Annotated in this window: 13 protein-coding genes; 11 read left to right on the plus strand and 2 right to left on the minus strand. The window is 52.0% G+C overall.

Annotation, left to right across the window (positions count from 1 at the left end; genetic code table 11):
- Positions 1-18: 18 nt before the first annotated feature.
- On the plus strand, positions 19-363 hold the full coding sequence (locus tag EAE_RS10975; protein WP_015704339.1) for a phage holin family protein: 345 nt from the start codon (positions 19-21) through the stop codon (positions 361-363).
- A gap of 60 nt (positions 364-423) precedes the next feature.
- Here the strand turns inward: EAE_RS10975 and EAE_RS10980 are convergent, their stop codons facing one another.
- Together EAE_RS10980 and EAE_RS10985 are read right to left on the minus strand one after the other, a co-directional pair.
- Entirely contained in the window at positions 424-957 is a 534-nt protein-coding gene (locus EAE_RS10980; RefSeq protein WP_015368347.1) for a glycoside hydrolase family 108 protein, read from the minus strand.
- A 15-nt stretch (positions 958-972) separates the two neighbouring features.
- The gene (locus EAE_RS10985) at positions 973-1416 is read right to left on the minus strand and encodes a winged helix-turn-helix domain-containing protein (protein WP_015368346.1); all 444 of its coding nucleotides are present in this window, start codon (positions 1414-1416) and stop codon (positions 973-975) included.
- Positions 1417-1807: 391 nt separating this feature from the next.
- Here EAE_RS10985 and EAE_RS10990 point away from each other — a divergent pair, with 391 nt between their 5' ends.
- From EAE_RS10990 to EAE_RS11035, 10 genes are all read left to right on the plus strand, one after another.
- Positions 1808-3925, plus strand: coding sequence for a glycoside hydrolase family 18 protein (locus EAE_RS10990; protein WP_015704340.1), 2118 nt, complete (start codon positions 1808-1810; stop codon positions 3923-3925).
- 88 nt (positions 3926-4013) lie between these two features.
- The gene (locus EAE_RS10995) at positions 4014-7085 is read left to right on the plus strand and encodes a chitinase (protein ID WP_015704341.1); all 3072 of its coding nucleotides are present in this window, start codon (positions 4014-4016) and stop codon (positions 7083-7085) included.
- A 318-nt stretch (positions 7086-7403) separates the two neighbouring features.
- Complete coding sequence (locus EAE_RS11000; RefSeq protein WP_015704343.1) at positions 7404-8096, plus strand: winged helix-turn-helix transcriptional regulator; 693 nt, start codon at positions 7404-7406, stop codon at positions 8094-8096.
- Positions 8097-8411: 315 nt separating this feature from the next.
- Positions 8412-8954, plus strand: a complete 543-nt coding sequence (locus tag EAE_RS11005) for a fimbrial protein BcfA (protein WP_015704344.1) — start codon at positions 8412-8414, stop codon at positions 8952-8954.
- A gap of 71 nt (positions 8955-9025) precedes the next feature.
- Positions 9026-9712, plus strand: a complete 687-nt coding sequence (locus tag EAE_RS11010; RefSeq protein ID WP_047079273.1) for a fimbria/pilus periplasmic chaperone — start codon at positions 9026-9028, stop codon at positions 9710-9712.
- A gap of 7 nt (positions 9713-9719) precedes the next feature.
- Positions 9720-12323, plus strand: a complete 2604-nt coding sequence (locus EAE_RS11015) for a fimbrial biogenesis usher protein (RefSeq protein WP_164926769.1) — start codon at positions 9720-9722, stop codon at positions 12321-12323.
- Entirely contained in the window at positions 12324-13331 is a 1008-nt protein-coding gene (locus EAE_RS11020; RefSeq protein ID WP_015704347.1) for a fimbrial protein BcfD, read from the plus strand.
- On the plus strand, positions 13332-13868 hold the full coding sequence (locus EAE_RS11025) for a fimbrial protein BcfE (protein WP_015368337.1): 537 nt from the start codon (positions 13332-13334) through the stop codon (positions 13866-13868).
- Between the two features lie 10 nt (positions 13869-13878).
- Positions 13879-14397: a fimbrial protein BcfF gene (locus EAE_RS11030; protein ID WP_015368336.1), complete on the plus strand. Its 519-nt coding sequence runs from the start codon at positions 13879-13881 to the stop codon at positions 14395-14397.
- The gene (locus tag EAE_RS11035) at positions 14390-15088 is read left to right on the plus strand and encodes a pili/flagellar-assembly chaperone (RefSeq protein WP_026612403.1); all 699 of its coding nucleotides are present in this window, start codon (positions 14390-14392) and stop codon (positions 15086-15088) included. The genes EAE_RS11030 and EAE_RS11035 overlap by 8 nt, the downstream gene beginning before the upstream one ends.
- Positions 15089-15128: the final 40 nt, after the last annotated feature.

Genomic DNA, 15128 nt, shown 5'->3' on the forward strand with positions numbered 1-15128 from the left:
AGTTATTCAGGAGCGATTATGTCTATTCCTAATCATTTAGAGACAACGGAAGTTGTATTACTGGAAGTAGAAATACTTCTGACCATTATTTCTATCGGCGCCTGGGGCGGGTTCGTTAGTTTCCTGCTTCGCAGGAATAAAGAAGAGGCTGGCGAAGCCCATCAGGGAATTATGACCTGCCTGACGCAGGTAGTCATATCTTGTTTTACCAGTTTTCTCCTTAGCGCTATTGCTATCGAAAAAGGGTTTAGCTTTAATATGGTGCTGTTAGCCGCTGGTTTAGGCGGTGTATTTGCCGGCCCGATTTTAAAAATCCTCGGAGAAAAAGTTAAAAGTGCTGTTGGCGGTTCGAAACTCAAATAGCATTATCAGGTAATAAAAGGCTCATCCTTGAGTCTTTTATTACGGATTTTTTTGTCTCAACTATGTCACTCGGTTTTTAATCCAGCCGTAAATGAACTCTTCATTTTGTCGGCGATTTTCGCAGATATCCAGATAATAAGCGCCCTGGCTACAGTTGAGCGCTTTCACTAACACCGCTTCTCCTTCTTTACCTCGTTGCGATAAATAGGAATTTAGCGCATGTAAGGTTTGCGGGCCGATGCTGCCATCTGCTTTTATATCCGGATAATACTGCTGCTCGCGGTTCATCACGTTAAGCCAGCGCTGTAGCCACGTGCAAGGGTGATGGGGACCAATATTCACGGCGGCGTCGCAGAGTTCAAATGCTACCGCCCAGGAAAGTTGCGATACTTGTTCAAAGCCGGGTTTGATCCAGTAATCCGTTTCCAGGATTGCATAGGCTTCATTGTGAGAAAGTTCACTCATTTTCCCCTGGTAACCATGCGCTCGCGCCGTTGCTTCTGTGATACCCCAGTTAGTCTCTCCGCCTTTATCCTTCGGGTTGGCGCTGTAACCGCCTTCCAGCCCCAGAATTCCATCAATAATTGGATTCATTTTTTTCTCCCTGAATTAATGAATATGCATGTACATCATTGTACCTAGCGTGACGGAAAAGACGGTGGTCAGGGCTGCCAGCGTTTTACGGAAAAACTGCTTCCTGGCTTTTGGTTTTTTTGGCTCGACTTTCTCAATGGCGATATCCTTATTGACCTGTAATCCCTGGCGCGGGATGGTAATGAAGAGATCGTTTATGCCCAACGCCTTCAGGTCTCGTCTGATTAAATACAGTATCTGCGTTAGATTGGCATCATTCACAAAATGACTTCTGCTACCCCATAGCTCATTAGTGATTTTCTGGCGTTCGATAATCTCCAGATGAGCGTTTTCAATAATGAAGCTAAGACATTTAGAACGCATTGCTGTCATTCTAATAACTTGCGAGTTTGAGCTCGTTCTTAGTTCATATTTCTGTTCATTGTAGATGCAGTTGTTATTGATGAGATAAGTTTTCATAACGTCTTCCTTTAGATTTGCACATCCTGATTGTCGTTGGTGAATATATTGCACAAGAAATGGCTTAATCCATTTTTTTGTCATCGGTTTTATTGTATTGCCATTTGATGGGGAGACCTTCGTCACATAATCTCATGCAAATTAAATGATGGTTAATTACTACCTAAATTATATTTAATATGCTGTCTATTTTTTATCTTTCCTGCTGAAAGACGGACCTCGTTTGCCCAATGATTCCACGCTGATGTTTCCTGAGTAGGCATCATTAAAATGATTTTTTAGTGCTGATGAATTGATGAGATTTTGTGATTAGCCGATTCTTTGTGAGTCATGGATTATTGGTCTCGCAGAACGAACTGCGATAAATTTTAAACTTAAAAGGAAATTTAAAATGGCTACCAGCAAACTGATTAAAGGCGATACTCTTACCGAAACCAGCAACGCCGCTGATGGTTTTAACCCAGCAACTGAAGTTAGCAACTATAGCTATACTTCAGCGCGTGTCGCAAAGCCGGTCTATAACAAATATAAAGCAGCAACCACTAAGCCGAAGGTATTTGGCTATTATACCGACTGGTCTCAGTATGATGGTCGCCTGCAAGGGGACGATTCTAAAGATAACCGCGGTCGCGGCTACGACCTGACCAATATCTCACCGACTGCTTACGATAAAATTATTTTCGGCTTCGTTGGCGTGACCGGTTTCCATAAAAATGATGGCCAGTATCGTGACGTCGTGGCTGAAGGCGCGGAACAGTGCGGTAAAGTTAAGTACGAACCGACTTTCCTTGATCCATGGGGTGATTTCCAGTCTTACGTCAACGTTGGACATAGCGTTAGCGGCTGGGATGTTGATCCGAAGACCGTGACTCAAGAAAATTGTAAAGGTCTGCTCGGCGGTCTGCGCGATCTGCAGGCGAAAGCGAAACAGCAGGGCCATAACCTGGTGCTGTCCATGAGCATCGGCGGCTGGACCATGAGTAACGGCTTCCATGAAACCGCAGCGTCTGATTCCGCACGTAAAACCTTCGCCAAAGGCGTGGTGAAACTGTTCAAACAGTTCCCGATGTTCAGCGAAGTGGATATCGATTGGGAATACCCGAACGCCGAAGGCGCTGGCAACCCATTCGGCCCGGAAGATGGTGAAAACTATGCGTTGCTTATTGGCGAACTGCGTAAGCAACTGGATTCCGCCAGCCTGAGCAATGTGAAAATCTCCATCGCCAGCTCCGCGGTCGTGAAGACCTTTGATTACTCCAACGTGAAAGCGCTGATTAAAGCAGGTCTGTACGGCATCAACCTGATGACCTATGACTTCTTCGGTACCCCGTGGGCGGAAAGCGTTGCTCATCACACTAACCTGAATGCGCTGGAAGAGGGCGGTTGGGGCGTCAACACTATCGTGGAACATCTGCTGTCTGAAGGTTTCCCTGCTGAAAATATCAACATTGGTTATGCCGGCTATACCCGTAATGGCCGTAACGTTGAGCTGGAGTCGCTGTCTCCGCTGAAAGGCACCTATAACCCGGGTAACGGCGATACCACCGGTACTTTCGAATCCGGCACTAATGAATGGTATGACGTGATCTACAACTACCTGGATCTGGAAAACCAGAAAGGCCGTAACGGTTTCAACGTCTACACCGACCAGGTCGCTGATGCTGACTACCTGTATAACCCGGAATCCAAGCTGTTCATGTCTCTGGATACTCCACGTTCAGTAAAAGCGAAGGGCGAATATGCAGCAAGCCTGGGTCTGGGTGGTATGTTTACCTGGACTATCGATCAGGACAATGGCGTGTTGCTGAACGCGGCTCGTGAAGGTCTGGGTTATGAAATTGAATCTGAAGTCATCGATATGGAACCGTTCTACTTCGAAGGCATCAACGTAGAAAAAGATGAATCTGAAGAAGACGATAAGGCAACTGATGTCAATCATGCGCCAAAAGCCGCTATCGAGCTGCTGGTTGTCGGCGGTTCTACCGTCCAGCTGTCAGGCGCGAATTCTTCTGATGAAGATGATGATGAACTGAGCTACAGCTGGGGCGTACCGTCTGAAATTACCGTCGCGGATAAAACTGCGGAAGTGATTGAGTTTATGGTGCCTGAAGTGAGCGCGAAAACGGCCTTCCAGTTCACTCTGTTTGTGCGTGACTGCTACAACGAACCTTCCACTCAGCAACGTTTTGTGCTGACGGCGGTGCCAGCATTAGCATCTCAGGGCGAACCTGAACCGGCTGATGAAGAAGAAGATGAAACCGACATTATTCCGGTTCCAGACGAAGATACTACACCGGCTGAAGATGACGCCTCTGCCGATGATGCGGCAGACCAGGATGCGCCACACGCGCTGTGGGATGCTAACACCGTATACGGCGCAAGCTGGGGTACCTTCGAAACCGTGAGCTGGAAAGGTCACAACTACCAGGTGAAATGGTGGTCCCAGGGCGACCAGCCTGACCTGAACTGCGGTCAGAGCGGCGCATGGACTGACTTAGGCGCTTACTAATACTTCTGCGCTTAACGAGGTATGGGCTCCATGACAAAGCCCCGGTTTTCCGGGGCTTTTTTCCACCAGGGAATGAGGAATCGCGTTGATGACCATTGCAATTAAAAATAGCCAGATTGATGTGAATAGCTGGTACCAGAAAGTCACTTTAACCTTCACAAACGAAAGTAACCGCCCGCTAGATCTGAACCTGGCGACAATTAGCTTTACCGCCTCCGGGCATCCGGATCCGTGGGGCAATACGGGAGGCACGCTAAAAGGAGATCGTTCGTTAACTTTGCGTGACACCGCCCAGGGAACCCTGGAATTCAATGAAATCATCATTAACAACAGTAGTGAACTGCTGCTGCAGGCAGGGGAAAGCGGTACCCTGTTTTTTAGCCTGGCTGCCACCCAGGTACCGGTAAAAATGTCCACCTTTACGTTAACTCTGGCTGACGATACCGCTGATGAAGTTGAGCCAGAACCTGAAGTACCAGCGGATGACACCGCTGATGAGGTTGAACCAGAACCTGAAGTACCGGCGGATGACACCGCTGATGAGGTTGAACCAGAACCTGAAGTACTGGCGGATGATACCGCTGATGATATTGAGCCAGAACCTGAAGCGCCCACCGATGATGCGATCACCGGCGCGGGACTGACCCTGGTATCCGGGGAGGTGAAAGCGTCCAGCTGGTACCAACGTATTGCCCTGACGCTGACGAATCACTATTCGCAGTCCGTCGATATTAATCAGTTGAAATTAGGATTCACCGCGACAGCGCATCCCGATCCGTACAGCCCATTTAGCGGCACCATGCTGGGGAATCAGGCGGTAACGCTGGCCAGCGACGGCGGCTGGCCGACAGAAAAAAATACCATCACAATCAATAACGACGGCGAGTATCTGTTGGCTTCCGGTAAATCAGCGGTGCTGGAGTTTTATCTTTCGGCCACGCAAACGCCCGTTGCGCTTAGCGATCTGACGGTGACGCTGGCCCATGATCCTGGACGCCAGGGACAAATCATTGTGCAATTCCCGGCGCAGGCGCAGAGCACCTCGCTGAAGCCGGAGATCGAACTGCAGTATCCGGATGGCCGCCAGCAGCGCTTTGCCGGCGAATGGGGCGCTTCGCTGACCATTGGCGATCTGAGCGCAGGAAGCTACGGTATTACGGTACTGGAATTGTGTAACGACGAGATGAGAATTTCACCCGTTGCCGAAAACTATACATTGATACTCTCGTCCGGTAACGCCGTTGAACGGTGCCCGATTGCTTACCAGCCAGCGGTGCTCTTTGCCGCGATCGAGCTGCTGCTTGCGGATGATGAACTGGAAGGCGCGGAAGTCGTCGTTGAGCTGTGGTCGGAAGCAGGTGTACGCGAACGTACCCTGACGCTGATGGCGAACCAACCGCAGCGCGTCACTCGGCTATTAGCAAATCATCAATATGCTATTTGCCTGCAGCCGACGACGATGAACAACCAGTTGCTGACAACGTCTGCGCAGCCTGCGACCTTCGTGCCGAAGGTAGGCACGACGGCTCAGGCAGATGTTGCGCTACAAAAAACGCCCGTTGCGAGCGACAACTTTGTTGAGGTCGCGGTGACGGTATTAGGCTTACCGCAGGGCGCAGCTGCTCAACGCTATCGTTTCTGCTGCGGCAGCTACCAGTACAGTTTCGTGCTGGCAAGCGATACTCGTCAGCAGAAATTACCGCTGCGTTTATCTGCCGGGGAATATAGCGTGCAGGTCGCGGATGTGTATATCGCCGGTACGCCGTGGCGTTGCGACGTCAGCGCGCCGTTGCGTTTGCTGCAAAGCGTTAATAACGTCACGCTTGAGTTTATCCAGGGCGTTCCGTTGCAGGTAAAAGGTTGGCCGAATTATCTGGCGCACGGCGGCGTGACGGTGAATGCGGCGGAGACTGTCGATCTTTATCGCAATGTCCCGTTCAGCGCGCTGTTTAAATATGATGGTTTTGATGGCGGCGGCGATCCGATTCCGGCGGCGGAAGTGGACACTAACGGCGATGGCTTCCTTGATTATGCCTCGCTACCGATCCATAAAACCGTGCCTTTGGTTCGCGAGATCGAAGCCGATGCCGGCCGCGCGGTGATGCCGGTGATGGTGGTCTATACCGCCAATGCTAGCGGCGGCAGCGCGGTATCGGACCTGCAGGACGAACAGCGTCTACGCAATCACTTTGGGAGCTTCATTACCCAGTGTCTGGCGGCGCAATCCTGGAAAGATGACCAGCATCCGGTTCCGGCAACCTTTGTCCTCAACCCGGACTTCCTGGGCGCCATGCAGCAGGAGCCTTATGGCTATACCGCGCTGCGTAAAGCTAATAGCGTACAGGTCAATGTGCAACTGGCGGCGGCGATTAATGCGCTCCCTTCGATGCCAGGTTTCAGCGCGCCGACGCTGCCGACCTTTAGCAACGATTTGTACGGCTACGTGCAGGCGATTAACTATATCGTTCGCCAGTTCGCACCGGACATCGTTTTTGGCTGGCAGACCAACGTTTGGGCGACGGGCACGGCAGATTGGCTGCTGCGCGCCAATGCCGCGCCGCGGGAACAAGGGGCGGCGATCGCTGACTTCATTAATGAACTGGGCGTGTACGGCGGCGACTATTCGCCAGACTTTATCGCATTTGATAAATTTGAACGCGACTGCTTCAGCCCGGATGCCTTAGCCCACTACGGCTGGAACGCTACCTGCTGGATGAACTATCTGGGCATGGTGAAGGAGACCGCCAGAGCATTGCAGAAACCGGCGATGTTGTGGCAGATCCCCGGCGGCCATATGCCGACGGTTGCGGAAGGGACCAGTAAAATCGCTGCGGCGCATTTTGCGTCAGGCGGTACTTTCTTCATGGGGGATTCGCGGATTGGCAGCGATATCGACACCATTACCCCGGCGCTGTTAAATACCGCGGTGAACAGCACGACCTATGGCGTCGCGACGGTGGGTGATTTTCTGCGCCGCGATGGCGGATACGATTGGAGCCAGATGCAGGCGTTAAATCTGCCGGACTATAACGTTTTTGCCGTGCTGTGGGGCGGCGGTTCGACCGTCAGTATCACCACTATTCATTCCAACGGTGAAGATGGCGGTTGGTTGGCGGAGAAAATGGTGGAGTACTACGCGGCGCCCCGCTACTTTAGTTAATTCCCTGTATTTCATGTAGCGTTAAGGCGGTGATTCAGTGGCGGTACTATACTGGATCGCTGCCTTTTCTCTTTCTTGTTATATCATAAGAAATAATTTCATTTATTATAGTGTGTAATGTTAAAAATGATTAATAACATTTTGAGATCTTTGTTGGTTATTTGTTTGAGGATTATCTTATTTGATAAATGATTGATTATTTGTGCTTTCATCATACATTTATTCTATATTTAATATTTATTTATTATTAATTGCAGGCTAACTAATGTATGTATATCTTTATTTCTCATATGATTATGGATATTTAATGAAGATATAATGAAATTAAATGGTTTCGAAAATGATAATGAGAATGCCTTGCACTCATATATTTTCTCTCAGCAGGCTAAACCCCATGCAGCGATTGACGCCTTATTTTCAGCGCTCTTGCCCTTTGGTAAATCTTTCGTCGTGCAGTCGGGTGAAGAATTTTCACTATACACAGAGCAGAGCAGCCGCATTGTGTTGCTTGAGTCCGGTATCTTCTCAATTTGCCGCAGTGATCGAGGCTTGAACGTGCTATCGGTTTTCGCCCCGTCAATTGCTGGACTGATAGATAGCTACGGTGTGACATACGATGTTCCCACCCGCCCGGAGCATTTTTTGATTGCTGAAACAGAATGCCGTGGTCGTGCAGTCTCGTTAGCGGACTTTATTAAGGTGACGGATGAGTGCAATCTTTGGCACGACGTAGCTCGTTTTCTCGCTTATCGTCTGATGGTGATGAACGTTCGTGACCGGGAGCTGGTTGGCGTTGACTCTTATCTTAAGGTTCGTGCGTTATTAATCGAAATTGCCGCCTACAACGACGAATATCGCCAGAGCATTAATGTTCTGAACTTTATTCAACGTCGTACCGGAATATCGCGGAGTCGTACCATGAAGCTTCTTTCTGAATTGCGAAAGGGCGGATATATCAATATTGATGGTGGACGTCTGTTAGGGATTAAAAAACTGCCACTGGCTTACTAGTTGCTGTATCTAAATAACAGCTATAACGATTTATTTACTGTAAAAACAGTCAGTTAATGGTGGTCCTATAAAAACAGTTTTTGTCGATTGCAACTCTCTGGCCAATTTATAATAATTAAATAACGGCAGAAATTAATTATCTATCGGCGCTTATAAATAAGCGCTGGTTTGCTATTCATTGAATATAGTATTTCTGTACGCTACAAACTTTAACGTTTTTGCGCCCGGTACCAGCAAGAGATCTCTGTGAAGAGGGCTCGGTACTAAAATTCGTTATTAATTCTATTTTCGACTTGTGTATTTAAAAGGTTATTTATGAAAAAACATCTTTTAGTGATGGTCATGACTGCCATGACGGCGGGCGGTATGAGCTGCGCGGCGAATGCGGATACCGCGACGGTCTCCGGTGGTACGGTGAATTTTACCGGACAGGTTGTGAATGCCGCATGCTCCGTTTCTGCTGACTCTATCGATCAAACCGTTACCCTGAGCCAGGTTCGCACCAGCAAACTGACGGCAGCCGGAATGGTAGCCAATCAGAAAGAAGATTTCTCAATCAAACTAGAAGATTGCGATACCACCGTCAGCCAGAATGCGGCGGTTATCTTTAATGGTCAGCAGGACAGTTCACTTGCCGGTTCGCTGGCGAATACCGCAGGCGCAGGCTCGGCGACTAACGTTGCGCTGCAGCTGTACGGCCCGGATGGACAGGTTCTGAACATCGGCGACACCTCTGGCACGATCACCCTGATTGATGGTGAAAACACCGTACCGCTGAGCGTTGACTATGTCGCAACCGGCGCGGCGACTGCTGGTAACGTCGCAGCGACCGCGACCTTCAGCATGGTCTATTCCTGATTAGTATCCGCATCTCCTCCGTTGTTGGCAGCGGAGGGATGCATTTTATCTCCTCCCTGGTTATCAAAAGAATGAGTACGCGAATTACCCCGATTTTATTTTCATTAGTACTGCTGGCGGCGCTGGGAATAACTCAGTTGGCCCATGCGGGTGGTATTGCGCTGGGTTCTACCCGGGTTATTTATCCGCAGGGTGATAAGCAGGTCTCTCTGCCGGTGATAAACTCTTCCAGTAATAATGTATTTTTAATCCAGTCGTGGGTGGCGAATGCCGATGGCGGCAGAAGCGCCGATTTTGTCGTTACCCCGCCGCTGTTCGTCATTCAGCCAGGGAAAGAAAATCTGCTGCGTATTATGTACGTTGGCCCCTCCCTGCCGACAGATCGCGAAAGCGTTTTTTATCTCAACAGTAAAGCCATTCCCTCGGTTAATAAAAGCAAACTGGCGGCGAATTCGCTGCAAATCGCCACGCAAAGCGTTATTAAACTATTTATCCGCCCGAAACACTTACCGATTGCCTCGGTTGACGCTCCGGCGATGTTGCGCTGCCAGCGTGCAGGCGACCGCCTCACGATCGCCAATCCATCACCCTATTATGTCTCGCTGGTTGATATTCATGTTGGCGGGCAGAAATTAGCCAATTCAATGGTGCCGCCAAAAAGTGAGATAACGTTGCACGGCGGAGCAGGGCAGGCGACCTTCCAGTCAATTAACGATTTCGGCGCCACCACGCCGCTGCAAACCTGTCAGAGTCATTGATATTGTGTTGAAACTCGATGTCTCCGCGCGCCAGTTGACGGTGGGTAGATTGCCGGCGCTTATCAGCCTGGCTCTGATCTCGGCAAGCCTATGCACGCTGCCGAGCAGCTGGGCCGAAAACTATTTTAACCCGGCCTTTTTATCTGACGATCCGTCGAAGATCGCCGATCTTTCCCACTTTGAGGATAATGGCCAGGCACCAGGGGTTTATCGGGTCGATGTCTACCTTAATGGCGCATTGTTGACGACGCGCGATATTGCTTTTCGTGCGAACCAGCAGTCTGCCGATGGATCAGGCCTTCGCGCGTGCCTGACACCTGAGATGCTCAACGGCATGAATGTGAATATCAGCGCATTTCCGCAGTTGGCGAAGGCCGCTGCGGGCGACTGCGTCGATCTTGCTGCTGCGATCCCTGCGGCTTCCAGCGTTTTTGACTTTAGCCAGCAGCGTCTCAATATCAGTATTCCGCAGGCGGCGCTAAACAACCAGGCGCGGGGCTATATTCCGCCACAAAACTGGGATGAAGGTATCAATGCGTTGTTGCTCAACTATACGTTTACCGGCGCGAATAGCCGGGACCGCAGCGTTGGCGGCGGCAATAGCGATAGTTATTTCCTCGGCCTCAATAGCGGAGTAAATCTTGGCGCCTGGCGTTTACGTGATTACTCGACATGGAACTACAACAGCGATAATCAGCAACAGAAAAGCGACTGGCAGCACATCAGCACCTACGTTGAACGTGATGTGGCGGCGCTGAAAGGCGAGTTGACGGCGGGCGATAGCTACACCCCCGCGGGCGTTTTCGACAGCCTGCCGTTTCGTGGGCTACAGCTGGCGTCTGACGACAATATGCTGCCGGACAGCATGAAAGGCTTCGCGCCGACTATCCACGGCATCGCCAAAAGCAACGCTCAGGTGACGATACGTCAGAACGGCTACACCATCGACCAGCGCTATGTACCGCCTGGCGCATTCACCATCGACGATCTCTATCCGACCTCCTCCAGCGGCGATCTCAACGTCGAGATCAAGGAGTCCGACGGCAGCATCTCCAGCTATAACGTGCCTTATGCCGCCGTACCGGTTCTGCAACGCGAGGGGCGGGTGAAATATGCCGCCACCGCGGCGACCTATCGCGGTGATAGCAGCCAGAAACGAGAGGTGAGTTTCGGCCAGGCGACCCTGATGTGGGGGTTGCCGCATGGCTTTACGCTGTACGGCGGAACGCAGTTTTCCTCCGATTACCGCGCCCTGGCGCTGGGCACTGGAGCTAACTTCGGCGACTGGGGGGCGATTTCCGTCGATCTTACGCAAGCCTACAGTACGCTGGCGGATGAGAGCGAACATCAGGGGCAATCGCTGCGCTTTTTATATGCCAAATCCTTAAACGACCTGGGCACCCATTTTCAATTGTTGGGGTATCGCTACTCAACCTCTGGTTTTTATACCCTTGATGATACCGCGTGGAAGCGGATGTCAGGCTATAACGACCCTCAGGAGGATGACGGCGATCGCGATACTGGCGATGACTACAACCTGTATTACACCAAACGCGGCAAGGTACAGATCAACCTCTCTCAACAGTTCGGTCATTTTGGCTCACTGTATGTCACCGGTAGCCAACAGAGCTATTGGCACACCGATGAAACCAATAAATTACTGCAAATCGGCTACAGCGACACGCTGGCTGGGATCTCGTGGAGCCTGTCATATAGCAGTAGCCGCGCGCCCGGCGAGGAGGAACGCGACCAGGCGCTGGCGCTCAATCTTTCGCTACCGCTCAGCCAGTGGCTTTCTCACGGCGACGATATTACCCAGCGTCGTCATAACGTTTATGCGACGTTTTCCACCAGTAGCGATGGACACGGCGGCGTGACGCAAAATAGCGGTATCAGCGGCACGTTGTTGGATCAAAACAACCTGAGCTATAGCGTCCAGCAGGGCTATCAGAATCAGGGGGTTGGCGCGAGCGGCTCCGCCAGCCTCGAATACGACGGGGCAAAGGGCAACCTGAATGTCGGCTACAACAACAGCAACCATGGTGATTATCGGCAACTGAACTATGGCCTCAGCGGCGGCATGGTTGCGCATGCTCATGGTCTGACCCTCAGCCAGCCGTTGGGCGACACCAATGTTCTTATCGCCGTGCCGGGGGCAGGGAATGTCAATATCGAAGATCAGCCGGGGATCCACACCGATGGCCGCGGCTACGCGGTGGTACCGTATGCCACTACTTACCGCCAGAATCGCATGGCGCTGGACGTCAACTCGCTAAAAGACGATGTCGATATCGATGATGCGGTGATCAATGTCGTTCCCACCCAAGGGGCGCTGGTGCTGGCCAACTTTACGGCACGGGTTGGCGAGCGAGCGCTGTTGACGTTAAGCCGTTACGGGAAACCGCTGCCGTTTGGCGCTACGGTATCCATTGCTGGCGCGGCGGAAGAAGGCATCGTTGGCGACGATGGCGAAGTGTATCTCTCAGGCCTTAGCCCGCAGGGCACGCTGAAAGCACAATGGGGGCCGCAGCCTGACCAACAATGTCTCACTCATTATCATCTCCCTGACGTTAGCCAGCCTTTGGTGCGTCAGCATCTGGAATGTCGCTAAATGAAGCCTGTCTCTTTTCTTGTTCTGTTAATGGGGCTGCTGCTGGCCCGCGGTAGTCTGGCGGCCGTTTGCCAGAACACCAATGGCTCGCCCGCGACGGTCGATTATGACCTGACGACGACGCTAACGGCGGCGCAAAATCAGGCCGGTACCACCACACAACTTAGTAAAAACCAGGATGTCAACGTGCAGGCGGTTTGTCCCTCCGGCTCTTCGGATTCGGGGCGGACGTATCGTTCGTATGTCGCTTCTTCATCGATAGTGGAAACCAACGGCGACTGGAAATATATGCAGCTGGATGGCGCCTATCTTGAAGGAGCAATGCGCATTGAAGATTCGGCGGCCGGGGAATTTTATCCACCAATGGATTATGTCTATATGGGCTATGACGCCAACGTTAACAACGGCTCGCCTTTTCCGGTACATGATTCGAATCTGGTATTCCAGCTTAAGGTTGTGAAGCCATTTATTGGCACGGTAAATATCGAGCCGAAGACCATGTTTAATGTCTATGTCACCACCTCCGGGGACGACCCGCTGAGTACCGTGGTATATAGCATTGTCTACAGCGGCAGCGTGACCGTGCCGCAAAGCTGCGAAATTAACGCCGGGCAAACCATTCTTGTGGATTTTGGCTCGCTGTACAGCGGCGGTTTCAATCGCGCCGGGGAAAAACCAACGGGTGTCCGTAAGAAAAGATTCACCGTGCCGGTGAAGTGCAGCGGGGTGGATTCGCAGGTCAACTTAAGTCTGCGGTTGATAGCCACCGCCGATAGCCACTTAAGCCAGGCTATTGCCTCCGACAATCCTGATGTTGGCGTGGTGGTTGAGAGCAGCGACGGCGCGGTATTAACGCCAAATGACGCCAGCAGCGTCGAGCCTTTCACGACGGATGAAAACGGACACGCGACTATTTCCCTACAGGCGTATCCAGTCAGTACCACCGGCCAGACGCCGGCGGAGGGCGCCTTCACCGCGCTGGCTAACTTACGGGTGGATTTCGACTAAATGCGCCTGATTCGTTACTTCTTCTTATTGATCCTGCTATGCGGCAGCGGTTGCTATGCCGACGATAGCGGCTACAACCTGGAATTTACCGGGACCATTGTCGCGCAAACCTGCGATATCGAAATTTCCAGCCTCAGCCAGAGTATCGATTTAGGTCAGTTCTCAGTGGAGGATTTCCCCTCTACCGGTACGACGACGAAGTTTAAGCCGTTCAACATCAACCTGAAAAACTGCTCGCGCGGCATTACCGGCAGCAAAATCTGGTTTACCGGCACTGCCGACAGCGACAACCCGGCGCTGCTGGCATTGAGCGATACCGGCATGGGTAGCGAAAAAATGCTGGCAAGCGGCGTTGGCGTGGAGATCCTTGATGAGGACCAGGATGCGGTCAGCATCAATAACACCAGTTCGGTGGTCTACCCGCTGAAAACGGGCCGCAATACCTTATCGTTCTATATCCGCTACAAATCTACCCGGCCAACCGTGACCTCCGGCAATGCGACGGCGGTGATGTATTTCGACCTGCAATATGAATAGGCGCGCGGCAATGATTAAAAAACTGTACCTCTGCTGGGGGCTGGCTCTGGTGGCAAGCGGTGCGCTGGCCCATGACGGCCGGGTCTACGTCACCGGAACCATTACCGACAACACCTGCACGCTGTCGCCGGATTCCGAGAACATTCAGGTCGATATGGGAACCGTTAGTAACCGCCAGTTTTATCAGGCAGGCGCCGGCGCGGAGTGGCAGCCTTTTTCGATCACGCTACAAAATTGCGGCAGCACCGCCAGCGGCGTAACGGTGAGCTTTAGCGGTACCAGCGATCCGCAAGATGGCGATTTGTTTGCGGTGAATACCGGAGCGGATACCGCAAGCGGTATAGGAATTGCGCTCTATGACAAGAATAAACAGCAAATCGCGCCGGGGGCGCAGAGCGATGTGCTGGCGCTAACCGCGGGCGCCGCGTCCGAACGTTTACAGTTTTATGCCCGCTATGTGGCTGATGGCGCCCCGGTGGCGCCGGGGGCTGCCGATGCTTCCGCGACTTTCGTACTGAGTTATGAATAGACGACTTTTCTACTGGCCAGGGCTCTGGCTGCTGCCCGTAGCAATAAGCCATGCAGGCGTGGTGATTGGTGGCACGCGCTTTATTTATCACGCCGAGCGGACGACGCTGAGCGTTCCGCTGCGCAATACCTCGGATAGTGACTGGCTGGTGGACAGCCACGTACTGAGCGGTGGACGCTGGCCAGGGGCCGATGATTTGTCGCCCCGAAAACCGCCATTCGTGGTCACGCCGCCGCTCTTTTTATTGCGCGCAGGCCAGGAGAACACACTGCGTGTCGCATGGAGCGGCGAGGCGCTGGCGCGGGACCGTGAAAGCTTGTTTACGCTGAGCATTGCCGCTATTCCATCGGGAAAAACCGGCGCCAATAGCGTGCAGATGGCATTTCGCTCGGCGTTAAAACTGATTTATCGACCTGTGGGGCTAATCGGCGATCCGCAGCAGGCCTATCGTCATCTGGTCTGGAACTTAACGGCGGATGGGCTGACGGTACGTAATTCAGGACCCTATTACGTCACCCTCTTTTCAATCCGCGTCAACGGTACGCCGATCGACGCTGCCGGTGTGGTCGCGCCGTTTTCTACCCGCCGCACAGACTGGTGTCGACAAACGACGCGCTGCGCCGTGCGGTGGCAAAGCCTCAACGATGCCGGGGGCGTGATGCCGCCGGTCACGGTAACGATACAACGGTGATGACGATTTTATTCTGCCCCTGTGGGCATCCCCTGAACTT

Origin of the sequence: Klebsiella aerogenes KCTC 2190, from assembly GCF_000215745.1 — a bacterium.
In the GTDB taxonomy this organism is placed as follows: domain Bacteria; phylum Pseudomonadota; class Gammaproteobacteria; order Enterobacterales; family Enterobacteriaceae; genus Klebsiella; species Klebsiella aerogenes.